20 protein-coding genes are annotated in these 23,998 nt (G+C 43.4%); 9 read left to right on the top strand and 11 right to left on the bottom strand.

All coding sequences use genetic code 11. The annotated features are described in order from the left end of the window. The first annotated feature begins 22 nt into the window (after nucleotides 1-22). From D2U88_RS17115 to D2U88_RS17105, 3 genes are all read left to right on the top strand, one after another. Complete coding sequence (locus D2U88_RS17115) at nucleotides 23-2,212, top strand: TonB-dependent receptor plug domain-containing protein (protein ID WP_119641727.1); 2,190 nt, start codon at nucleotides 23-25, stop codon at nucleotides 2,210-2,212. 56 nt (nucleotides 2,213-2,268) lie between these two features. Beyond that, nucleotides 2,269-4,017: a carboxypeptidase-like regulatory domain-containing protein gene (locus tag D2U88_RS17110; protein WP_119641726.1), complete on the top strand. Its 1,749-nt coding sequence runs from the start codon at nucleotides 2,269-2,271 to the stop codon at nucleotides 4,015-4,017. Nucleotides 4,018-4,087: 70 nt separating this feature from the next. After that, entirely contained in the window at nucleotides 4,088-5,782 is a 1,695-nt protein-coding gene (locus tag D2U88_RS17105) for a tetratricopeptide repeat protein (protein ID WP_182859206.1), read from the top strand. Between the two features lie 5 nt (nucleotides 5,783-5,787). Here the strand turns inward: D2U88_RS17105 and D2U88_RS17100 are convergent, their stop codons facing one another. Further along, nucleotides 5,788-7,416 (bottom strand): acyl-CoA carboxylase subunit beta, encoded by a 1,629-nt coding sequence (locus D2U88_RS17100; protein WP_119641724.1) that lies wholly within the window; start codon nucleotides 7,414-7,416, stop codon nucleotides 5,788-5,790. Between the two features lie 61 nt (nucleotides 7,417-7,477). On the opposite strand from D2U88_RS17100, the gene D2U88_RS17095 reads away from it, so the two are divergent. The 3 genes from D2U88_RS17095 to ettA all read left to right on the top strand — a co-directional run bounded on the left by D2U88_RS17095 (nucleotide 7,478) and on the right by ettA (nucleotide 10,436). Continuing rightward, nucleotides 7,478-8,461: a Gfo/Idh/MocA family protein gene (locus D2U88_RS17095; RefSeq protein WP_119641723.1), complete on the top strand. Its 984-nt coding sequence runs from the start codon at nucleotides 7,478-7,480 to the stop codon at nucleotides 8,459-8,461. Nucleotides 8,462-8,533: 72 nt separating this feature from the next. After that, on the top strand, nucleotides 8,534-8,710 hold the full coding sequence (locus D2U88_RS17090) for a CAL67264 family membrane protein (RefSeq protein ID WP_231562643.1): 177 nt from the start codon (nucleotides 8,534-8,536) through the stop codon (nucleotides 8,708-8,710). A gap of 34 nt (nucleotides 8,711-8,744) precedes the next feature. After that, on the top strand, nucleotides 8,745-10,436 hold the full coding sequence (gene ettA, locus D2U88_RS17085) for an energy-dependent translational throttle protein EttA (protein WP_119641722.1): 1,692 nt from the start codon (nucleotides 8,745-8,747) through the stop codon (nucleotides 10,434-10,436). Between the two features lie 8 nt (nucleotides 10,437-10,444). On the opposite strand, the gene D2U88_RS17080 is transcribed toward ettA, so the two are convergent. Further along, on the bottom strand, nucleotides 10,445-11,137 hold the full coding sequence (locus tag D2U88_RS17080) for a hypothetical protein (protein ID WP_119641721.1): 693 nt from the start codon (nucleotides 11,135-11,137) through the stop codon (nucleotides 10,445-10,447). A gap of 68 nt (nucleotides 11,138-11,205) precedes the next feature. After that, nucleotides 11,206-11,994: an MBL fold metallo-hydrolase gene (locus D2U88_RS17075; RefSeq protein WP_119641878.1), complete on the bottom strand. Its 789-nt coding sequence runs from the start codon at nucleotides 11,992-11,994 to the stop codon at nucleotides 11,206-11,208. A gap of 161 nt (nucleotides 11,995-12,155) precedes the next feature. Between D2U88_RS17075 and D2U88_RS17070 the strand changes: the two genes are divergently transcribed. Further along, nucleotides 12,156-13,046, top strand: coding sequence for a hypothetical protein (locus tag D2U88_RS17070; RefSeq protein WP_119641720.1), 891 nt, complete (start codon nucleotides 12,156-12,158; stop codon nucleotides 13,044-13,046). Between the two features lie 78 nt (nucleotides 13,047-13,124). Here D2U88_RS17070 and fumC read toward each other — a convergent pair whose 3' ends face one another. Continuing rightward, nucleotides 13,125-14,522: a class II fumarate hydratase gene (fumC, locus tag D2U88_RS17065; RefSeq protein WP_119641719.1), complete on the bottom strand. Its 1,398-nt coding sequence runs from the start codon at nucleotides 14,520-14,522 to the stop codon at nucleotides 13,125-13,127. 156 nt (nucleotides 14,523-14,678) lie between these two features. On the opposite strand from fumC, the gene D2U88_RS17060 reads away from it, so the two are divergent. Together D2U88_RS17060 and D2U88_RS19685 are read left to right on the top strand one after the other, a co-directional pair. Continuing rightward, the gene (locus tag D2U88_RS17060; protein ID WP_119641718.1) at nucleotides 14,679-15,572 is read left to right on the top strand and encodes a DUF2167 domain-containing protein; all 894 of its coding nucleotides are present in this window, start codon (nucleotides 14,679-14,681) and stop codon (nucleotides 15,570-15,572) included. Between the two features lie 68 nt (nucleotides 15,573-15,640). Then, complete coding sequence (locus tag D2U88_RS19685; RefSeq protein WP_183114785.1) at nucleotides 15,641-15,817, top strand: hypothetical protein; 177 nt, start codon at nucleotides 15,641-15,643, stop codon at nucleotides 15,815-15,817. 176 nt (nucleotides 15,818-15,993) lie between these two features. Here the strand turns inward: D2U88_RS19685 and D2U88_RS17055 are convergent, their stop codons facing one another. The 7 genes from D2U88_RS17055 to D2U88_RS17025 all read right to left on the bottom strand — a co-directional run bounded on the left by D2U88_RS17055 (nucleotide 15,994) and on the right by D2U88_RS17025 (nucleotide 23,970). Beyond that, the gene (locus D2U88_RS17055; protein ID WP_119641717.1) at nucleotides 15,994-18,477 is read right to left on the bottom strand and encodes a TonB-dependent receptor; all 2,484 of its coding nucleotides are present in this window, start codon (nucleotides 18,475-18,477) and stop codon (nucleotides 15,994-15,996) included. Between the two features lie 101 nt (nucleotides 18,478-18,578). After that, on the bottom strand, nucleotides 18,579-19,058 hold the full coding sequence (locus D2U88_RS17050; protein ID WP_119641716.1) for a hypothetical protein: 480 nt from the start codon (nucleotides 19,056-19,058) through the stop codon (nucleotides 18,579-18,581). A 68-nt stretch (nucleotides 19,059-19,126) separates the two neighbouring features. Further along, nucleotides 19,127-19,468 carry an arsenate reductase (glutaredoxin) gene (gene arsC, locus D2U88_RS17045; protein WP_119641877.1) on the bottom strand — a complete coding sequence of 114 codons (342 nt, stop codon included), beginning with the start codon at nucleotides 19,466-19,468 and terminating at the stop codon, nucleotides 19,127-19,129. Between the two features lie 36 nt (nucleotides 19,469-19,504). Continuing rightward, nucleotides 19,505-20,603 (bottom strand): peptide chain release factor 2 gene (prfB, locus tag D2U88_RS17040; RefSeq protein WP_119641715.1). Its coding sequence is split into 2 segments (ribosomal slippage): nucleotides 19,505-20,539 and nucleotides 20,541-20,603, totalling 1,098 coding nucleotides; the frame shifts between segments, so codons are not numbered across the junction. Between the two features lie 49 nt (nucleotides 20,604-20,652). Next, nucleotides 20,653-21,519: a transglutaminase-like domain-containing protein gene (locus D2U88_RS17035; protein WP_119641714.1), complete on the bottom strand. Its 867-nt coding sequence runs from the start codon at nucleotides 21,517-21,519 to the stop codon at nucleotides 20,653-20,655. 29 nt (nucleotides 21,520-21,548) lie between these two features. Then, nucleotides 21,549-22,496: an alpha-E domain-containing protein gene (locus D2U88_RS17030; protein ID WP_119641713.1), complete on the bottom strand. Its 948-nt coding sequence runs from the start codon at nucleotides 22,494-22,496 to the stop codon at nucleotides 21,549-21,551. A gap of 7 nt (nucleotides 22,497-22,503) precedes the next feature. After that, entirely contained in the window at nucleotides 22,504-23,970 is a 1,467-nt protein-coding gene (locus D2U88_RS17025; RefSeq protein WP_119641712.1) for a circularly permuted type 2 ATP-grasp protein, read from the bottom strand. Nucleotides 23,971-23,998: the final 28 nt, after the last annotated feature.

The following is a 23,998-nucleotide window of genomic DNA, read 5'->3' as shown; positions in this document are numbered from 1 at the left end:
GTAACCATCCAACAAAAAAGATATGAGGCTACCTATGATTCTTTGTATTCTACTCTGCTGCCTGTCCGTGAAAATGTATCCGCAGGCAGATCCTGGACAATTGTTTATTTGTTGGGACACCTCCCTTTCCATGATGGACAGGGACGTGGAAAAAGATTTCGAATTTTTGGGTAAGGCAATAGCGAACAAACCAGACCAGGAAATCGTCCTTTATTTATTCGGGACGGAAGTGGTAGAGGAAAGATATAGGGTACAAGGAGGCGATTGGTCAAGTCTAAAACAAAGACTGGAAAATCTTCCTTATGTCGGTGCGACAATTTATTCCAAGCTCAATGAAAGAATAGAGGGAAAGAAGGTGTATGTGTTCACCGATGGCAACACCCTTTTCAAGAGTGACAGGCTGTTGTTGGAGAAGGGCAGTATAATTGTGAACAGTGCCTTGGCAAGGAACGAGGATTTTCTCAAGCGGACAGCTTTGATCAATCGTGCTAGGTTGATGGATTACGCTTCCATATTGGATATTGGAAACCGGCAGAAAAATGCTAATGCCACAAGCAGTTTGGTAACGGGAAGGGTGTATATTGATAATGTGCCCTCTCCTCATGTGGCTATTGGAATCAAGGGAACGGACGAGTTCTATTATACCGATGCGGAAGGGAATTTTAGTATTCCCGCGGGCAGGAACGACAGTCTATACATACGCAGCGGTGAAAAGGGGGTGGTATTGGATTATGCCGTGTCCGATATGGACAACAACAAGATCTTCCTATCCTCCAAGGTTGTGGCCTTGGACGAAGTAGTGTTGGTAGAAGAGCGCAAGGAAAAATTGGTCACCAAGACCACGGCGTATGGGGATATTGACGAGAAGCGGGTAGGGGTGGCCATACAGACCATAGGGGAAGACGAGATCACGGATATCAACACCAATGTCTCCACGGTGGTACAGAACCGTTTTTCCGGTGTGGAAGTGAAATCCGCGGCTCCGGGCCAGGAACCGGAATTGGGATTGGTGAAAATGCGGACGGACTGGACCATGCTGGGCAACAATTACGGGCTTGTTGTTGTCAATGGGATTCCTATGGAACAATCTGGGTCCGGAGGTGCGGCAGTGGCACGCTTTAATTTCTTGGATCCCAATAGTATTGCCAGTATCACCGTCCTTAAGGGATTGGCTGCAACCAACAAGTATGGTGAAATAGGCCGCAACGGGGTGTTGCTCATCACCACCAAGACTGCCAAGGTGCCCACGGTGAACGAGGGCCAAGTGGAGGATAGGGCCCGGTTGAAGAACAACGTGTACGACAAGGAGGAGCGACTGGCAGCACCCGGGGATTCCCCCTTTTATAATCTGTTCGCACAGGCAGAAAACCTAGAGGAATCTTTTGTGACCTATCTTTCCCTACGGAGTCTGAACCTGGACAATACGAAGTTCTACCTGGACAGCTATGCGTTTTTTGCGGAAAGGGACAAGACAAGGGCCGCCAAAGTAATCACCGATCTATGGGAACTGCACCCTGATGATGGCCGTACCCTCAAGATGGTGGAGCTATGTCTGTCCCAATTGGGGAAAAATGAACTAGCGGCCCTTGTGAACGACCAAATTTTAGAACTGGACGGCAACAATATTATGGCCCAGTACAACAAGGCACATTATTTGGGTAATGGCTCACCTAAAGGGGAACTGGATGCCCTTATCGCCCTGCGCAACAGGGGACAGGGCTTTCAGAATTTGAGTACCTCCTTGATATCCAAGACCTTGGATAGGGACATCAAAAACCTGATTCATCAAAAAGGGGGACAGATGGATATGACCCAAGTGGACCCCAAATACCAAAACAATGTGATGTACGATGCACGCTTTGTCTTTGAGTGGAACAACCCGGAGGCGGAGTTTGAGATCCAGTTCGTGAACCCGCAGAACCGGTTCTTCAACTGGGAATATTCCAATGCCAAACCAGAAAGGATAAAACAGGGCATCGAGGAGGGCCTGACCATCGAGGAGTTCGAGTTTTACGGCCAAGAGGCGAAGGGCAATTGGGTGGTGAACGCCAAATTTTTGGAGAACCTATCGGAAACGGACACCCTGCCCTTGGTTTTGAAATGTCATCTCTACACGAACTTTGGCAAGCCGAACCAGAAGGAGGAACAGCTTGTGGTGTACTTTACCCAGCCGAACGAAAAGCGTAACATCAAGTCCCTGCATGTCAATTGAATGCCATTATTTAGTAACTTAAGCATGGAAATATTACGTTTCTTAAAAAAACTGCTATGAAAAAAATTGCTGCATTCTGTTCCTTTTTTCTATTCATGGCCATTTCCTTGGCCCAACAAAACCCAAAAAAGGTCTATGGTACCATTTCCGATGATTTTGGTCCCCTTAAAAATGTAAGTGTACAAATTGAAGGCACTGAAAAGGGTACGGTTTCGGATAGTGGTGGAAAGTATGAGATAAAAACCCAAAAAGGGGAGACTTTGGTGTATTCCCATGTGGGGATGAAAACGGTAAAGATAAAGGTAGAAGATGTGACCAGAGTCTTGAATGTGAAACTACCCCAAAAAATGGAAGAGTTGGACGAGGTTACTGTATCCAAAACCATTTTAAAAAGCCAAAAAGAACTGGAATTGGAATATGATACCAATCCCAATGTTATCAAAACGGCTTTTGGTTTTATGGACAAGAACACATCCAATTTTTCATTACGGATAATAGGTGAGGAAGAAGTGGACAAGGCCCCTAATCTTAATTTTTTGGTCAATGGAAGGTTTGCAGGGGTATACGCAAGTTGCAGACCGGATACAGATAAGTTCATTGTGGCCATGAGACCAACAAATAGCTTAACGCTTGCTGGCGATGCCATTTTTGATGTGGACGGGCAAATTTTGACCGAAGTGAATTGCAGCTGGCTCAATGGAAATGTGAAAAGGATTGCTTTTATACCTTCCTATGCCGCCCTTACACGATATGGGGCCATGGGAAAAGGCGGGGTAGTAATCATCAATACTAAAGCAGGAACAGTCACATCAAAAGAAAACGATGGCAAACCTTTTGATCGTGCCAAGCTCAGGAACAATTTTTATGACCAAAAGGCTTTGGGGACTGAAAAGGTAGCCAATAATGCCCCTCAATATGTAAAGGATCTTTATGCCAGTCCACAGAAATCCGATGCCATCGTTTTATACGAAAAGAATGCCAAGACCTATTCTGGTTCCTATTGGTTTACACTGGATAACTACCAATACTTTATGGAGCAATGGAACGATCAGGATTTTGCGGATAAAATCATTTCCGACCAAAAAAGTGCATTTGAAAACAATCCAGTGGCTCTAAAGGCATTGGCCTATAGCTATGAATCAGAAGGAAGATGGCAGAAGGCTCACGAAATTTACAAAGAGGTATACACCCTACGGCCAGAATATGCCCAGAGCTTTATTGACATGGCCAATAGCTACCGTAACTTAAAAAAACCGGAAGCGGCAGCTTCCCTGTATGCGAGACATTCCTATCTTTTGGATGAAGGATTATTACCTAGGGACACCGTTGACCTTGCCAAGATTATGGAACGTGAACTGGAAAACCTCTTCGCTTTGGACAATGGAACCCTCAAAATAAACAAAAGAAAAGCTTTGTTGGAAGAGGAGGGCATCAGTACAAGATTGGTTTTTGAATGGAACGATTCGGAGGCCGAATTTGACCTTCAATTTGTAAATCCCGAAAACCAATATTTTCAATGGAAACATACCATGGAAGATATGCCGGACAGAATCTATTCCGAAAAAGAACTGGGCTACTCCATGGCCGACTTTTTATTGGATGATAAACTTCCAGGGACATGGAGCATCAATGCAAATTATTTAGGAAACAAACAACTCACTCCCACCTATTTAAAAGTTACTGTTTATAGAAACTATGGGAGCAAGTTACAGAGTAAGGAGGTCAAAGTGTTCAAGCTGGGACTGACCGGCTACAACCAACACCTGTTCAATCTGAAGCTACCCTCTGTGGTGGCCCACAACTAAGCCATCGGATTTGTTCATGATGAGAATCTGTACATCCTTAATAATTATCTTTTGTTCCATTGGAACCCTTTTGGGACAAAATATCGTTAAGGGCCGCATTACCAGTGATGGCAAACCATTGCCCAGTGTTCATATTACCAATATTGCTTCTGGTACAATAACAGGCTCTGATGACAATGGTTTATATGTGATCCAGGCTCGGCCAAAGGAGGAATTGATGTTCACCTACCTTGGCATGGACACAATTTCAATTATTGTGGAGGATGTCACCCATATTCTGAATATTGAAATGTATCCCAAGGTGGAACAGTTGGATGAAGTCGTGGTTGAAAAGAAAATCAGTAGACAGAAAAAATTGGCCATGGATTATTTTACGGATTCTACAGTGGTCAATACTTCCTTCGGTTATATCAGTCCAGCTACAAGCGCCTATCATCTTAAGGTTATAGACGGCTCTGAATTCCATCCGGGATTGGATTTGTTGTCAGCCATTGCCAGTAGAAGGTCAGGTATAAATGTTGAAACATATTACCCGGATAAAGTACCCGTTCGCACCTTATTCATGACTAGAACTTTGGGGTCTTCATTGAAAAAAATACCAGTGCTCTACGAGGTTGATGGTATGATACATACCGATCCACCGAACTGGTTGGATGTTTCCATGGTACTTCGGGTTGGGATCATCCCAGGACTACAGGCCGTTTGGCGTTATGGCCATATTGCCAGCGGCGGGGTTGTGGTCATTAATACGGTCAATGGTGTGCATGGTTTACGGGAGGAGAACAGCAACAAGCATTATGACAGGGCAAGGCTACGCAACAATTTTGTGACTGGGAAGGTGATCTCCAATACAGAATTGAAGGAAGAATACCCTTCTTATTTAAAAATGATGGATGGCGCAACTAGTTTGGAAGAGACCCTTAGAATCTATACTGAATATGAAAAATTGTTCTCCAAGGTTCCCTATTTCTATTTGGATTGTTACAGGTTGATGTTTGAAAAATATGGTGGGAAAGAAGCCGATGAAATCTTGGATGAAAACGTTGTCCAGTTCCAAGAAAATCCTGTTTGGTTGAAGGTACTGGCCTATTTGTACGAGTCACAAAATCGGTTTGAAAAAGCACATGAGCTCTATAAACGCGTATATATGCTGCGTCCGGAATATGCCCAAAGCTTTGTAGATATGGCCAATAGTTATCGGAACTTGGGGTTAACGGAATCCGCCACTTCACTTTTTGCAAGGCATGCCTATTTGCAGGAGGAAGGTTTATTGCCAACGGATAGTCTGGATTTGTCCAAGATAGTGGGTCGGGAGCTTGATAATTTGTTTGCTATCGATAACAATGCTACCAAAATTAGGGAGCGAACCTTCAACTTGGAGGAGCAGGGAATAAGCACAAGATTGGTTTTTGAATGGAACGATTCCGAAGCGGAGTTCGACCTACAGTTTGTGAACCCAAACAATCAATATTTCAACTGGAAGCATACCATAGAGGACATGCCAGAGCGCATTCGTTCCGAAAAGAAGCTGGGCTATTCCATGGCCGACTTTCTCTTGGATGATGAACTGCCGGGAACCTGGAAAGTGAACGCTACGTATCATGGCAATAAGCAATTGACGCCTACTTACTTAAAGGCTACCATATACAGAAATTATGGAAGCAAGCTGCAAAGTAAGGAAATCAAAGTATTCAGATTGGGATTAAAAGGTGCCAACCAGTTTCTGTTCGACCTGGAATTACCTTCGCTAGTGGTTCGAAATTAATTCCATCAAACTTGAAGAACACCCAAGTTGAATTTCTTCTCAATCGGTGCATGATTGGCTGCCTCAATACCCATGGAAATCCATTTGCGGGTATCCAAAGGATCAATGATGGCGTCGGTCCAAAGTCGGGCTGCAGCGTAATATGGGGATATTTGATGGTCGTAACGCTGTTTAATCTTGTCAAAAAGTGCGGTTTCCTTTTCAGGGTCGAGAGGCTCTCCATTTTTTTCCAATGAGGCTTTCTCTATCTGAAGCAATACCTTGGCCGCTGAATTCCCGCTCATCACAGCAAGTTCCGCACTGGGCCATGCCACAATTAAACGTGGGTCATACGCTTTTCCACACATGGCATAATTACCGGCGCCGTAACTGTTCCCGATCACTATAGTGAATTTGGGCACAACGGAATTGCTCACGGCATTAACCATTTTTGCACCATCTTTTATGATGCCTCCATGCTCGCTCTTGCTTCCCACCATGAATCCCGTAACATCTTGAAGAAACACCAATGGAATTTTCTTTTGGTTGCAATTGGCAATAAAACGGGTGGCCTTGTCGGCAGAATCGGAATAGATTACGCCTCCAAACTGCATCTCTCCCTGTTTGGTTTTTACCACTTTTCGCTGATTGGCCACAATGCCTACGGCCCAGCCATCAATACGGGCATAACCGGTCAGAATGGTTTTGCCATAGCCCTCTTTGTACTGTTCAAATTCGGAATTGTCTACCAAGCGTTTGATGATTTCCAACATGTCGTACTGATCACTTCGGGATGAAGGCAAAAGTCCGTAAATATCCTCCGGATTGTCGATGGGTGACTTGGCCTCAGCTCTGTTGTACCCAGCTTTTTCAAAATCTCCAATCTTGTCCACTATGTTTTTGATTCTGTCCAAAGCATCTTTGTCATCCTTGGCTTTGTAATCGGTAACCCCACTGATTTCTGAATGGGTGGTAGCCCCACCGAGTGTTTCATTGTCTATGCTTTCTCCAATAGCGGCCTTTACCAGATAACTGCCCGCCAAAAAAATGCTTCCTGTTTTGTCAACGATCAGAGCTTCATCACTCATGATGGGCAAGTAGGCACCCCCGGCTACACAGCTACCCATCACTGCAGCAATTTGTGTGATTCCCATACTGCTCATGATGGCATTGTTCCTAAAAATACGACCAAAATGCTCCTTGTCTGGAAAGATCTCATCCTGCATGGGGAGGTATACCCCGGCACTGTCCACCAAGTAAATAATGGGCAATCTGTTTTCCATGGCTATTTCTTGGGCCCTCAAATTCTTTTTCCCGGTGATGGGAAACCAGGCCCCGGCCTTTACGGTGGCATCATTGGCGACCACTACACATTGTTTCCCCTTTACATAACCTATTTTCACTACCACACCACCCGAAGGGCAACCACCGTGCTCTGCATACATGCCCTCGCCAGCAAAGGCGCCTATTTCAATGGAAGCGGAATTATTGTCCAACAAATATTCAATGCGCTCCCTTGCCGTCATTTTACCTTGGGCATGGAGTTTTTCAATCCTTTTTTTGCCACCACCCAGTTTTACTTCTGCAAGTATTTTTCGTAACTCGGAGAGTTTTAGCTTATTATGGTCTTCGTTTTTATTGAAGGTAAGGTCCATTTTGTCCAAATTCGTTTAGTCGGCTAAAGATAAGGAGTTATAATCATTACTTTTGGGATATATGGATAGCAAAATCAAATGGGGCGTTGTAGGCCCGGGAAAAATAGCACGGAAATTTGCGTCGGACCTGAAACTGGTGAAAGATGCAGAACTCACAGGAGTGGGATCTAGAAATTTGCAAAGGGCACAGGAGTTTGCCAATGAATTTGAGGTGCCACATGTTTTTGGTACTTATGAAGAACTGTTTCAATCCCCTGAGGTAGACGTGCTGTATATTGCCACACCTCATAATTTTCATAAGGATTTGGCCATTAGGGCCATGGAAAATGGAAAACATGTGCTCTGCGAAAAACCGTTGGGGATAAGCAAGGCCGAGGTGGAGGAGATGGTGGCTGCCTCAAAACGGAATAATGTCTTTTTGATGGAAGCCATGTGGTCGCGATTTAATCCTACCATCCAAAAGGTAAAGCAAATGATCGATGATGGAGAGTTGGGCAAGCTTTGTTACCTGCATGCTGATTTTGCCTTCTATGCTTTGGATAGGGATGAAGGTTCCAGAATTTGGAATCTTGAACTAGCTTCCAGTTCATTATTGGATATTGGAATTTACCCCGTTTTTCTCGCATACTTGTTATTGGGGATGCCAGATAAAATTTTGGCTACCTCCAATTTCCACCCCAATGGAACGGAACTCCAGACCAGCATGATTTTTGACTACGACCAGGCGCAAGCGGTTTTGTACTCTGGCCTGACCAGTCGGTCTAGTATGATAGCCGAAGTTTCCTGTACTGAAGGAGAACTGCTATTGAACTCTAGATGGCATGAAGCGGATGGCTATAGACTGGTAAAAGAAGGGGAAGAACAAGAATTTCCCATGCCGTTGACTGGGATTGGTTACTACTATGAGATCTTGGAGGTCAACAAATGTCTCAAGGAAGAAAAGATAGAAAGTGACCTTTGGTCGCACCAAAACAGCTTAGATCTGTCCGAATTATTGGACACAATCCGTGAAAAATGCGGCATAACCTTTCCTTTTGAAACTTAATCCTAAGCTTTGCCTTTGCATTATTTCATTTTTTACGATATTTGAACCTCTTCAGAACTACAGACAATGGGAATGAACAAGAACACGGTGCTCGCATGGGCCACATGGATTATGATTTTTGTGGGAATAGGAATGATAGCACTTGGGGCATTCAAATACGACGAAGTGGCAGGATATGGTTTCGGGGCCGTGGGCATTGGTTTTTTTGCCGTGGCCTGGGTATTCAATGCACTTAAGGGTAGGGTGTAGGCTCAATTTTTCATAACATTTTAATTACAACCAAATGTCAGACGATAAAAAGGTCATTTTTTCAATGTCCGGGGTTACCAAGACCTATAAAACGGCTAATACCCCTGTGCTTAAAAATATTTATCTCAGTTTTTTCTACGGTGCCAAGATCGGTATTTTGGGTCTCAATGGTTCTGGTAAATCCACTTTGCTCAAAATCATTGCGGGGGTCGATAAAAACTATCAAGGAGATGTGGTTTTTTCCCCAGGATATACAGTGGGCTATTTGGAGCAGGAGCCACTTCTCGATGAGAACAAAACTGTACTGGAAGTTGTAAAGGAAGGGGTTGCGGAAACTGTTGCCATTCTGGATGAGTACAATAAGATCAATGATATGTTCGGTTTGCCCGAAGTGTATGAAGATCCGGATAAGATGCAAAAGCTGATGGACAAACAAGCGGCTTTGCAGGACAAAATCGATGCTACCAATGCTTGGGAACTGGACACCAAGCTGGAGATTGCCATGGATGCACTTCGTACTCCGGAATCGGACAAAAAAATTAGTGTGCTTTCCGGAGGGGAAAGAAGACGGGTGGCTTTGTGCCGTCTGTTGTTGCAGGAGCCCGATGTACTTTTGTTGGATGAACCTACCAACCACTTGGATGCAGAATCGGTTCATTGGTTGGAACACCACTTGGCACAATATAAAGGAACGGTAATTGCCGTGACCCACGACCGTTACTTCTTGGATAATGTTGCCGGTTGGATTCTGGAACTGGACAGGGGAGAGGGTATTCCATGGAAGGGGAACTATTCCAGTTGGTTGGATCAAAAGGCCAAGCGATTGGCCCAAGAGAGCAAACAGGCATCCAAAAGACAAAAGACTTTGGAGCGAGAGTTGGAATGGGTACGACAAGGTGCCAAAGGTCGTCAGGCCAAACAAAAGGCACGTTTAAAGAACTACGACAAGCTTCTCAGCCAAGATCAAAAACAGATAGAGGAAAATTTGGAGATCTACATCCCCAATGGTCCTCGTTTGGGAACCAACGTAATCGAGGCCAAAGGTGTCAGTAAGGCTTTTGGGGACAAATTGCTGTACGAAGGATTGAACTTCAACCTTCCGCAGGCGGGTATCGTTGGGATCATTGGACCTAACGGAGCTGGTAAGACCACCATTTTTAAAATGATCATGGGGGAGGAAACTCCTGACAAAGGTGAATTTGTGGTAGGAGAAACGGCTAAAATTGCTTATGTGGACCAAAGCCATTCCAACATCGATCCTGAAAAGACCATTTGGGAAAACTTCAGTGATGGACAGGAATTGGTGATGATGGGTGGCAAGCAGGTAAATTCTCGTGCCTATTTGAGCCGATTTAATTTCTCTGGAAGTGAGCAGAACAAGAAAGTAAACATGCTTTCGGGTGGTGAACGAAACCGGCTCCACCTGGCAATGACGCTAAAGGAAGAAGGCAACGTTTTACTTTTGGATGAGCCCACCAACGATTTGGATGTAAACACGCTCCGCGCTTTGGAAGAAGGTTTGGAAAACTTTGCAGGCTGTGCGGTAATAATTTCCCACGACAGATGGTTCTTGGATAGGATCTGTACCCACATTCTTGCTTTTGAAGGGGATTCGCAAGTCTATTTCTTTGAGGGATCCTTCTCGGATTATGAGGAAAACAAAAAGAAACGCTTGGGCGGTGATATCATGCCCAAGCGCATCAAGTATAAAAAATTGATAAGATAAGAAGAGGATTATTCTTCTCCACCGAGATTTTTGATTCCCTCTTCCAATATTTTCTTGGCCCTTTCCAAATAGGCTTTTTGATGGGCCGCCAAATTATTGGGGTCACCATTGTCTTGTGCAGGATTGGCTCCAATGGTCTTGGATAGTTCCACCAATTGGGAAATGGCACTTTCTGCGGAATGCAGTTTATCTTGGGCGTGTTTGTCAAAGATTTTGATCATTTCCAATTCCATGCTGTTCACGGATTCCGTGTCCTCTTGTTGTGGATGTGCCTCGTTTTCAAAAATGGCCGTATCGGTATCTTCCACAACGGTTTCGGTTGTTGAAATACCGATGGTACATTCATCAAGGAACGTGATCAACTCGGTGATCTGCCCCAGTGCTTTTTTGGTAAAGAACCTTCCTGCTTCCCAGTCTGCAGGTTCAATGGCCTTGTCCAAAGACTCCATGGCATCTATGGTTTTTTCGTCTGCTTTGGAGCAAACACATTCACCTTTGGAAGCTTTTGCCTTTTCCAGGGCTTCCCATGCCCTTTCGGCAAAGTACATCTGGTGTTCAAAATTGGTGGCGGACATCGCCTTTTTACAATGGTTGAGTGCGTAGGTCACTTTGGAATAAAAGGCATCACACTGGTTTGCGAAGGTAGTTTGAACGGCAAAAAATAATACCGCAACTACTAAAACATGGGATTTGGGGGCCATGGTCAAGTATTTGATTTGGTTAATAGTTTGTTATGCTAACGCCAAAAAGGCGGCATTATTATAATGAATCAAAAATCATCGTTGGGATACCAATCCAATTGGACTACCTTAATATTGGGGTCTCCTTCATTGACCAAGGCTTTGAACTTCGCTACATCACTAACATCGGGGCGGCCCCTATAGTGGTAAGGATACACCTCCTTGGGCTTGAATTCCAACACAGCATCGGCGGCACTTTCCTCGGTCATGGTATAAGGCAGGTTCATGCAAATAAAGGCTTTGTCAATGTTCTGCAATGCCCTCATTTCTGGAATATCTTCCGTATCCCCAGAAAAATAAATACGCTCTTGGCCAACGGTAAGCACATATCCGTTACCCCTTCCCTTGGTATGGAAATCAAGGGCTTCTTCACGAAGATTGTACATGGGAATGGCCTCAACGGTGATTCCGGAGAAATTTTTGGTATCCCCATTGTTCATTACAACGACAGGAGAACCAAAATCGGTTGGAATTTGGTCAGCTACTGCTTTTGGGGCCACCACGGTTGCTTTTACGGTATCCAACGCTTGTAGGGTCTCCAAACTAAAATGATCACCATGGATATCGGTAATCAAAATTAAAGTGGGTGATTTTTGCCCCGCAAAAGCCTCTTTGCCACCTACAGGGTCTATATAAACGGTATTTCCATCCCATTCCAAAACAGCGGTGGCATGTTCTATCGGAATAATGGTGGCTTCCTCGGGAACCTCCGTCTCCACTTCGGTGGCAACTTCTGTAGATGCTTCATTCTGAGGCTTGTTTTGTTTACAGGCAAAGAAGAGCATTAATGCTATTATGGGTATGATTCTTTTCATCATGGAATTTTTGAGTTCCACTAAAAATAAGGTTTCTCTAACATTATGATGATTTTTTTTACAAAAAATTTTGGTTAAATAATCCAAACTAGAATCTGAAGCGTATATAAACCAAACACGATTGATCAAAACATTTAAACGAGAATCAATTAAATCAAAAAGTTATGACTGAAACAAAAAGCAATAACAATGGATTGAAGGTAATTGCCGGGTTGTTGGGTGTAGTTCTTTTGGGAACCATTATCTATACCGTGAGCCTTTACCAAGACAAAAAGAAAACAACCGAAGCGCTTACCCAAGAAAAGGAATTGGTTGTTGAGGACTTGAACAACTTGAAATCCGAGTATGACAAGGCCATTTTGGAAAGCAACGCTACCAACGAAGAATTGGTTGCCGCTAGGGACAATATTGCAAAGTACATTGACTCTGTACAAGGGATGAAAGCTGATATTGCTTCTCTTTCTCGATACAGGAGACAAGTAAGCGTTCTTAAAGCTGAAAGGGAGAAGTTGTTGAAGCAAGTAGATTCCTTGACACAATCTAACAGCTTGTTGGCCATGCAAAGGGACAGCACGTTTGTTGAATTGGAAAAACAAACCGTTTTCAACGATTCTTTGATCGTTCAGAACACTCAATTGGCCGATGCCGTCGAAAGAGGTTCTGCCCTTAATCTTTCCACTATCAGTGTAGATGCTGTTAAAGAAAGAAGCAGCGGTAAATTGGTGTCCACTTCAAGAGCTAAAGCTACCGATAAACTTAAAGTTTGCTTTACCGTGGCTAGCAATACCATTGCCGAAGCTGGTGACAGGGAATTCTACATCGAAGTTTTGGGACCACAAGGAAACGTTCTTGGTGATGGCTTCAGCAAGTCAACCGAGGAAGGTGCTTCCATCACTTACAGCAAAGGAACCAATTTCTACTACGAAAATGATGCCTTGGATGTATGTGACTATGTGAACAAACCAGCCGATGATTACCAAAAAGGTAACTACATGGTAAATGTTTATGACAGCAAATTGAAATTGTTGGGTACTTCCAAGTTCGAGTTGAAATAATACACACTATCCATCATAAATAAAAGGCCCGTCCAAATTTGGACGGGCCTTTTTTATGCTTCAATATTTTTTGAAAAGCTATTTCAAACTGCCCACCATATCCTCTGGACGTACCCATGCATCATATTCTTCTGGGGTAACGTAACCAAGGTTAACGGCTTCCTCCCTTAATGTGGTACCATTTTTATGGGCCGTATTCGCAATTTCTGCTGCTTTATAGTATCCTATTTTGGTATTCAAGGCGGTAACAAGCATCAAAGAGTTGTTCAAAAGCGTCTTGATCACTTCGTGGTTCGGCTCAATACCCATGGCGCAATGTTCATCAAAACTTACGCAGGCATCGCCCAACAATTGGGCCGACTGTAAAATATTGGCAGCCATTACAGGCTTGAACACGTTAAGCTCATAATGTCCCTGGGTTCCACCTACACTAATGGCCACATCGTTGCCCATTACTTGGGCACAGACCATGGTCAAGGCTTCACACTGTGTTGGGTTCACCTTACCGGGCATAATGGAGCTACCGGGCTCGTTGGCAGGAATAATGATCTCCCCGATACCGGAACGTGGACCTGAGGCCATCATTCTAATATCATTCGCAATCTTGTTTAAGGAAACAGCTAATTGTTTCAATGCCCCGTGACTCTCCACAATGGCGTCATGTGCGGCCAAAGCTTCGAACTTATTTTCAGCCGTAACAAAAGGCTGGCCTGTGAACTTGGCAATGTATTTGGCTACAAGCACATCATACCCTTTTGGGGTGTTCAATCCAGTACCCACAGCGGTTCCACCTAAAGCCAGTTCTCCAAGATGGGCCAGGGTGTTTTTAAGGGCCTTGATGCCGTGCTCCAGTTGTGAAACATATCCGGAGAATTCCTGCCCCAAGGTTAGGGGAGTGGCATCCATTAGGTGGGTCCTGCCAATTTTCACAACATTCTTGAATTCTTTGGATTTTTTGTCCAACGTATTTTTGAGCCGCTCCACACCAGGGATGGTGACCTCCACAATTTTCTTGTAGGCCGCAATGTGCATTCCGGTCGGGAAGGTATCATTGGAAGATTGGCTTTTGTTCACATCATCATTGGGTTGGATGGTTTTTTCACCTTCCCCAATTTTTTTTCCGGCAATTTCATGCGCCCTGTTGGCAATTACTTCGTTCACGTTCATATTGCTTTGCGTGCCGGAGCCTGTTTGCCAGATTACCAATGGAAATTGGTCGTCGAGTTTCCCTTCCAGGATTTCCTCACAGACTTGTGCGATCAGGTCTCTTTTTTCTACACTGAGTACACCAAGCTCATGGTTGGCATAAGCGGCGGCCTTTTTCAGATAGGCAAATCCGTAGATGATGTCCATCGGCATGGAGGCAGGGGTGCCGATTTTAAAATTGTTTCTGGAGCGTTCTGTCTGTGCACCCCAATATTTGTCCGCGGGCACTTTCACCTCGCCCATGGTATCTTTTTCTATTCTGAAACTCATTGGAATATGATGATTTTGTTGTTCCACAAAGATAAACCATCATAGTATCATATGTAAAAGTCAACCGAATAATATTGTTTTTCAACTAAAATTGACATTGTAGTTTTTTTCTTTCATCTTTTATGTTTTAATTGGGCTTTGTATAAAACACCAACCATGAAAAACTTAACCATTTTAGCATTTTTGCTATGTATTTCCCATGTCTTCTCGCAAACAGATTCAACCGATACAGGTCTTGAATTGGACGAAGAAATCTATTTAAAAATTCTGGACAGCATCAATAATTCCTATACTTTCCAGAAAGGTAACATACAACTTGGGAATGATCTTGCCACACTACATGTGCCCGAAGGCTTTAAATATTTGGACGGCCAACAGAGCCAACACGTACTTACGGAACTTTGGGGCAATCCGCCATCCGAAACTTTAGGCATGTTGTTTCCCGAGGATATTTCCGTTTTGGGCGATGATTTTACCTATGCCATCGAAATCACCTACTCAGAAGAAGGTTATATTGATGATGACGATGCGGACGATATTGATTATGATGACCTTTTGGAAGATATGCAAGAGAGTGCCATCGAAGAAAACAAGGAGCGCAAAAAACAGGGGTATCCCACCGCGGATATTGTTGGATGGGCAGCTGAACCTTTTTATGACCACAATGCCAAAAAATTGCATTGGGCCAAGGAGATAAAATTTGAAGGGATGGATATGAACACCCTCAACTACAACATTAGGGTATTGGGCAGAAAAGGATATTTGAACCTGAACGCCATCAGCGATATGGATAAATTACATCTGGTACAGAACAACATAGACAGGGTCATATCCAGTGCCGAATTCAATCCGGGTAATCGTTATTCGGATTTTGATCCAGATTTTGACGAAGTGGCAGCTTACGGTATAGGCGGATTGATTGCAGGCAAAGTATTGGCCAAAGTAGGGTTCTTTGCTGCATTGCTCAAATTTTGGAAGATTATTGCCGTAGGTGTCGTAGCAGCTTTTGGTACTTTGAGGAAAAGACTTTTTGGCTCGAAAAACGCATAAAATTTAAAAGAGGCCTTGTTTAAAACTATTTTTTCATTGTATCTTTGCTACATCTAAAGGAAAAAAAAATGTTCGAATTTGACCAATATTTAGGTTTTCTAGCTTTTTTAACGATTTTGACAATAGGTTTTTGGTTGATGATTTTCTTGTTGACCTTCGTAGTACCTTATTGGTTGATCGGTAACCTTAGGGAATTGTACAAAGAAAAAAAGGAGGCCAGGCAAGCGGCCAGACTAGAAGAATAATAAAAGAAGCCAATTTGGCTTCTTTTTTGTTTTGAAAGATAGGGTGTTTTTATGGTGACAGCTCTTATACCTACCATAAAAGCATTTGAAAATAAATTAGTTTGCGTAAAACTATAGCATAAAAAAAGAAGCCATTTCGGCTTCTTTTTTTCTTTGGTATAGGTTGGTCAGTTGGTTTATCCTTCAAACTGTCTCTCTTCTTCGCCGTCCTCTTGTGGCCCTCTTCGGTTGTTTTTCTCCTTAGGTTGATTGAAACGATAGATAAAAGAAAGGTTTATTTGTCTTTTTCTCCATTGAAATTCACTATCCGAGGTAAAAGTAGGTGTTTCGGTAAAGGATCTTCTTTTTCTTGAATTGAACACATCGCTCACATTCAAGGAAACCGTGGCCTTATCCTTGAACACATCCTTGCTCATGGCCAGGTTCATGGAGAACATGCCTTTGGTATCACTTTGTGCCGTTTGTCGTGGACCCATGTAAAACGAATTGGCCTGAAGCTCAATTTTAGCAGGGAGGGTAAACTTGGAGCTCAATCTGGCAAACCAGCTTGAATTGGTGGTCCCATACTCAACCCCGTTGAACTCACCATCCGAAGTGAAGGTGAAAAAGTTAAAGCTACTGTTCAATCGCCACCATTTGGCTGGGCTGTAAATAACACCTGCTTCCGCTCCAATACGTTCGTTGGTGGATAGGTTGATGGGCAATGACCGTATGATCTGAATCCCATCTGAAGTTACTTGTCCCGTTTCTTCCCTAATGAATTCAAAAGACCTTGTTTCTTTTTGATAATAGATGGAAGAGGTAAGCGTCAATTTTTTCCATCTTTTCATATACCCAATATCATAGGCATTGGCATAGGCCGGATCTAAATCCGGATTCCCCTGAAAAACATTCGTTCTACTAGATCTGGAAGGAAAAGGATTGATAAACCAGCCGCGTGGCCTATTGATCCTTCGGTTGTACCCAACGGAAATGTTCTGTGTCTTGGAGAGTTCAAAGATAAGGTTGACGGTAGGGAAAAGTCCCAAATAATTCTTATCAAAATTAAGATCCACATCCTGTCCTATAATTTCCTGTAAGGCTTCGCTATCGATGTTGGCGTCCACATTTCCCTTCATTTGGGTATTTTCCAAACGAAGACCCAACAACACGGAGAACTTACCGTATTTGTTGCCGTATTGGGTATACAGGGCATTCACGTTTTCACGATAGGTAAATACATTGGTAAGATCGTAATTGGTCTCAAACTGTCCGGTATTCTGGTTTAGGGTATCCAATTGATAATCGTTTACCTCCTTCTCAAAATTCCCACGGTAACCGGCCTCAAACTGGGCATCACCCATGGGTAGCACATAATCTATTTGCGCCAAAAAGTCGTCCTGTTTCTGGTTATCGTAGATGTTTTCCAAGGCCAGAAGATCGTTGTTGGGAATGGTGTTGTTTTCCTGTATTCCCGTCAATCCATCTTCATTGTCATACGAATACTGAAGGTCGGCGGTCAATTTGTGGCCTTCATCATTGATATTGTTCGTGTAGTTCAAGGAAAACTGTCTACTATTTTCTTTTTGTGCTTGATCTTCGGTCCTTAAAGTTCTACTGTTTAAATCGCCATCCGTAAACCGTTGGTTGTCGTTTTCGGTCACATCGTTCTCATCTGACCATCTGTAGAAAAAGCTACCGGTAACAGAGGACTTATCAGTCAGGAAATACTCCATCCCAATATTGATATTGAATCCGTCATCGTTTCGGGTAATGTCCCTATCCTCGATGATTCTGTCAAAATCACTGGCATCGGAAAAATATCGGTTGTCGTTCAAACCACTTCCAGGAGATTCCCTATGAAAATAACCCAGGGTGTTGAAAATATTGAACTTTTCGGTCCTGATATTGAAATTGGTGGTCACCCTGGCATTGAAGGGCACACCGACCGTAGTGTTCACGGATCCGTTGATACCCAATGTTTTTTCTTTTTTGAGCACGATATTCAGGATACCTGCAGTTCCTTCGGCATCATATCGGGCCGATGGACTGGTGATCACTTCCACTTTTTCAATGGCATCCGCGGGCAATTGTTGCAAAATATCAGTAGAACCAAAACCGGCCAAGGCAGAAGGTTTACCATTGATCAAGATCCTAACGTTGTCATTGCCACGAAGGCTGATGGCACCTTCCACATCCACAGAAACAGAGGGGATGTTGTTCAGGGCATCGCTTACGTTTCCTCCGCTCGTGGTGATGTCCTTCCCAATATTGTAGATTTTTTTGTCCAGTCTGACTTCTACTGTGGTTCGTTCCCCCACAACCTCTACAGCTTCCAATTGTGCAACATCCGCTTCAAGGCGAATTGGGCCCAAATTTGTTGAGGAAGTATAGTTTTGTCCATTTAAGGAATAGGTTTTGAAAGAAAGAAACTCTACCCTGATATTATACTTGCCTGGGGCTGTTTCAATGGAAAATTCACCGGATGTATCCGTAATACCTCCTGTGACTTTGTCGGGATTGTCGGCATCCTGAAGGACAAAAGTTGCATACTCCAGGGGTTGACCAGACTCGGCATCAATAACTTTACCAGATATGGTTATGTTTTGCTCATTTTGCCTTACTTGTCCTTTGATTGTGGATAAGGTCAGTAACAGCAATGGGATAACAATCCTATGCATAGTTTAAATTTAGTGGGGCAAAAATGTGCGGAAAAAAAGTAGGGAAGAAATATTTGTCTCCCAACAACATGTTTGGGCCTGCGAATGACCTTAAAGAATTGTTAATCCTTTTTATTTTTCTTCTTTTTCTTGTTTTTGGTTTTGAAGCTGTTTTCCTGTAGTGTTATAAAAGCGTTATATTTTTCCTCTGGAAGGCCCATTTTCAACTCCTCCAGCATTTTGCTGTCGATTTTTTGGTACTCTTCCTTCATCTTAAGGGGCTCCAATTCCAGGATGTGGAGTTCAATTTTTTGTTGAACGGATTGTAATAGTGCAGTTCTTACGACAGCTTGTTCAAAGGGATCCAAACCCAACTCTTCGGAAATCGAGGGCATTTGCCCGTCGACGATTTCTTCGGCAGTCGGCGGGGTTTCATCCTTTTTGGATTCGGTAGGTCCGCCGTTGGGCACCATACTCTGCTGTCTCCCATAACGCCCACCATAAGGGGATCCATAACCGTATCCATATTGGGCGGCAACATCATTTACGGACAACAATCCCAAAACAAAGGATAAAACGATTAGGGTCTTTATGTTTTTCATATTTTAAAGATATGATTTAGTAACATGTATTACGAAAATTGAATGTTAAATTCCACTGGCAATCAATATTATAACAAGGTGTTGATTTTTTCTGGAGGCCTGCCAATGACCGCTTTTTTTCCAACCACTACGATGGGGCGTTCAATGAGTTTGGGATTCTTGGCCATGGCTTCCAAAATATCGTCATCGGATAGCTTTTTGCCCTTGAACTTTTCTTTCCAAATGGTTTCGTTTTGGCGAACCAAATCTATGGGGGCAATGCCCAAATACCCTAACAGGGTTTTAAGTTCTTCTTTGGTAGGTACATCCTCCAAATATTTGATGATTTCAAAATCCTTCCCGGAATTTTCCAGAATCTGCAATCCCTCCCTTGATTTCCCACACCGGGGGTTATGATATATTTTGATCATTTTTATTTTTTCAGACATCAGATGCCCGCATTTAAATTATTCTTCCTGCTTTTGGCCCATCATCATCAGGTAGGCCTTTAAAAAGGCATCAATATCCCCATCCATTACGGCATCCACGTTGCCAGTTTCTTCAGCGGTACGCACATCCTTCACCAATTTGTAGGGATGCATCACGTAGTTCCTGATCTGTGATCCCCACTCGATTTTCATCTTGGAAGATTCTATTTCAGCCCGTGCTTCTTGCTTTTTACGCAGTTCTATTTCATACAACTGTGATTTCAACATCTTCATGGCGGTTGCTCGGTTGTCGTGCTGTGAACGGGAATCGGAACAAGAAATTTGGATGCCCGTAGGTTTGTGGAACAACTGTACTTTGGTTTCCACCTTGTTTACGTTCTGTCCACCGGCGCCACTGGAACGGGCCGTGGTGATTTCAATGTCGGCGGGATTGATTTCGATTTCGATAGTATCATCAACCAAGGGATACACATAAACGGATGCAAAAGAAGTGTGCCTTTTGGCATTGCTGTCAAAAGGGGAGATGCGCACCAAACGGTGCACACCGTTTTCGCCTTTTAACCACCCAAAGGCATATTCACCCTCAATCTCCAAGGTTACAGTCTTTACACCGGCCACATCACCTTCCTGATAGTTGAGTTCCTTGACCTTGTATTTATGTTTCTCGGCCCACATCAAGTACATCCGCATCAACATGGAAGCCCAATCACAACTTTCGGTACCCCCGGCACCTGCGGTAATCTGGAGTACGGCCGTTAGTTCATCACCTTCATCCGAAAGCATGTTTTTGAACTCAAGGTTTTCAATAAGGTCGACAGCTTTTTTGTATTGCTGTTCCACTTCGGCCTCAGTGACCTCACCAGCTTGCTGGAACTCCATAAGCACCTCAAGGTCTCCGACCAAGGCCTCAGCCTCATTAAAGTCTTCTACCCATTTCTTTTTGGATTTAAGTGTCTGCATTTGAATTTGGGCTTCTTGTGGATTGTCCCAAAAACCGGGTTCGAGTGTTTTTTCCTCCTCGTTTTCTATTTCGATAAGTTTGGCATCGATGTCAAAGATACCTCCTTAACGCACCAAGGCGCTCAATAAGATCTTTCTGGTGATCTGTAGTTACCATGAATTGAATTTTGGGGCAAAAATAGGTTTCTTTCGGCAGATAAAATAATCTATTGTTGCTGCTGTTCTTCTGCAGTTTTTACGAGTACGGAATATTTGGTCTCGTTGTTTCCCAAGGTATAGACAACGCCTTTCAAAGGTGCACAATCGTTGTAATCCTTACCATGGCAAACCTTTATGTGGTTGTGGTTGGCCAAAAGGTTGTTCGTGGGGTCGAACCCTATCCAACCCACATTGGGAACAAAGGCCTCGGCCCAAGCATGCATTTGGGAATCCCCAAAAAAACCAATGCCCTGATGCAGGTATCCGGAGACATATCTACAGGGAATACCGTTGTGTTTGGCAATGGCACAGAACAGGTGGGTGAAATCTTGGCATACCCCATGTCTTTTTTCGATGATTTCCGCCAAAGGGGTATCCACATCGGTGACCCCAACTTTAAAATAAAGATGTCCGAATGCCCAATAATTTAGGTCCGTTAAATTCTCGAATACGGATTTATCGGAATCGAAAAGGAATATGTCCCTGTGTTGTTCGGGAAGGATGGTGAGTCTGGTTTTTCTCAAGTAGGGTTCATGGTCCACCTTGAAATCGAGACTGTTCAAAATCTCAATTTCATCATTTAAGTTTAAGGGTAGATCAAAATCAAAGGGGTTGATTTCTTTCTTTTTCAGTTTGAAATGTGCATTGAACTTGATATGGTCAATAACTCTTTTGGACCGCACCTGTACCGTTTTAAAACCCAATCCATTCTCTGAAACACTGTTCCGTTCCCCTAGATCGTTCTCAAAATGCCAGTAGGTGACCTCTTGGGTGTCGTTGTCCTCAGGAATCACCATGAACTGCCAAAAGGCCTCGCTCAGCCCTTTTTCATAGGAGTTCTGGGTATCATAATCTATTTCATATTCATAGAACATGTGAGCGCAATTCAATCCTGCCAAGTTAGTTAGTAGTTGAAGAATTCCTTCTCCATGTTCTCACTAATTTTGAACATTTTATTAAGGATCATATCCAAGTTGCCCTGAATGTCGTCCTGAATCTCCTCAATTTGTTTAAACTCGAACTCCGCCCTTATTTTTCCGACCATAAAGGCCGTGGAACTTTTCTCATATTCCACTTTTTTGTCCAGTTCCTGAATGTGTTTGTACACTTGGTTGATGCAGTTCATGAAGGAACGGGGGCATCTACCGTTAAGGATCAGAAACTCCATGGTAGAGGTGCTGTTGGGCGACTTTTTATACAATCGACGCATCATATCATAGCTTTCGGCGCATTTGAGTAAGGTGCTCCATTCAAAACTATTGCCAATGGTGTCTCCATAGCTTCCTTGAGCCATAAGGGCATCGTTGAATTTGGTATTGATGATGCGGGTTACCTGAATGGCCCGTTCAATGTTGACACCCAACATGATGATGGCATATACTTCATCATGTAAAAGCGTACCCCGTATCTTTCCTCTCAGTACAGCTGTCATTTCGGTGACGTTCACGGTGAAATCGTACAGATTCGTTTTCACAAATAATTCCCTGGAATAGTTCATCACAAAGTGATAGAACTTGTTCAAGCTTTCGTACAATTCCGTGGAAATCAAATCACGTGAGCTATTGGCGTTCTCCCTTGCGGTCTTAATGCTACTTATAATAGAAAAGTTTTTTTCGGGATTCAATCCAATATCATACAGCACGCTTTCCTCATCCAGTTCAAGGGAGTCGTCGTACACAGGGTCCCCGACCATAAACAACATGGACCGAAGCACAAATTGCCTGGATTGGGACAATTGGTTGGGCGCATCCAAAGAAGAAAAATAATTCACGTTCATAAAACGGGCCACGTGCTCGGCCCGTTCAATATACCTGCCCATCCAGAACAGGTTGTTGGCTACTCTTGCTAGCATAGTGTTCTTATTGTTTTAATACCCAAGTGTCCTTGGAACCCCCACCTTGGGAAGAATTCACGATCAGATTTCCTTCTTTCAATGCCACGCGGGTCAAACCGCCTTTCAATACAAATTGTTTGTCCTGGCCCAATACGGTATAAGTTCGAAGGTCAATATGCCTTTGTTCAAAAGATTCCTTGGCGTCTATATATGTAGGATGTACGGATAATGACATAATGGGCTGCGCCACAAATTTCCTTGGACTGGCCTTTAATTTGACCTTCACTTCCTCAATTTCTTCCTTGGTAAGTTTATTTCCAATGGAAATACCATAGCCCCCGGCTTCATCTACGGGTTTTATGACCAGTTCACTGATATGGTCCAATACATATTGTAGTTCATCAGGTCTGCTACAATGATAGGTATGGACATTTTTGAGGATGGGTTCCTCATCCAAATAATATTTAATGATATCCTGAACATAGGTATAAATGGCCTTATCGTCCGCAACACCGGTTCCTGGGGCATTTGCCAACGTCACATTTCCTTTTCGGTACGCGGCGAACAATCCGGGTACGCCCAAGGAAGAATCGGGATAAAACTCCATAGGATCAATGAACAAATCATCGATTCTTCGATATACCACATCCACCCGTACAGGACCTTGTGTGGTTTTCATGTAGACAAAATCGTTTTCCACAAAAAGGTCTCGACCTTCCACCAGTTCAACTCCCATGGCCTTGGCCAAGTAGGAATGCTCGTAATAGGCGGAATTGAACATGCCCGGTGTAATCACCACACAAACAGGGGAGTCCACACCAGGCGGTTTTACGCTTTCCAACAGGTTGAGCAAATTCTCGGCGTAATCGGTAACGGTGTGCGTTTTATAATGGTTGAACACGCCAAAAAGGGCACGTTTCAGGGCAGTTCGGTTACAGATTACATAACTGACCCCAGAAGGACATCGGATATTGTCTTCCAACACATAATAGTTGCCATCGGAATGTTTGATGATATCGGTACCGGAAATATGGTTGTAAATCCTGCTGGGCGGGTCCACATCCATCATCTGGTGCAGATAGTTGGGCGAGGAGCTCAAAAGTTCAATGGGCACAATTCCATCCTTTACTATTTTTTTATCATGATAAACGTCCCACAGAAAATGGTTCAGGGCCAAACTCCTTTGAATGGCACCTTTCTCAATGATTTCCCATTCTTTGGGGTCGATGATTCTGGGAAACAGGTCAAAAGGGAAAATTTTCTCCTGGCTTTGCTTGTCCCCGTACACTTGAAAAGTAATTCCTTGGTTAAAAAAGGAAGATTTTGCCTTGTTGTTCAAGGTAACATAATCATCAATGGACCTGGCCCCATAGAGGTCCAATAGCTTCTGGTACACTGATTTAACGTTTCCGTCCTTTCCAAAAACTTCATCGAACAGCCCGTCTTTCCGCACATAACTGGAAAAGATGGTTTTATTTGTATCTGGCCCCATATACTTTTTTTATTAAAATATGGATTTT

Source organism: Flagellimonas aequoris (assembly GCF_003584165.1).
GTDB lineage: Bacteria > Bacteroidota > Bacteroidia > Flavobacteriales > Flavobacteriaceae > Flagellimonas > Flagellimonas aequoris.
The sequence above is the reverse complement of the archived record's forward strand: the minus strand, read 5'-3'. Positions and strand labels throughout refer to the sequence as shown.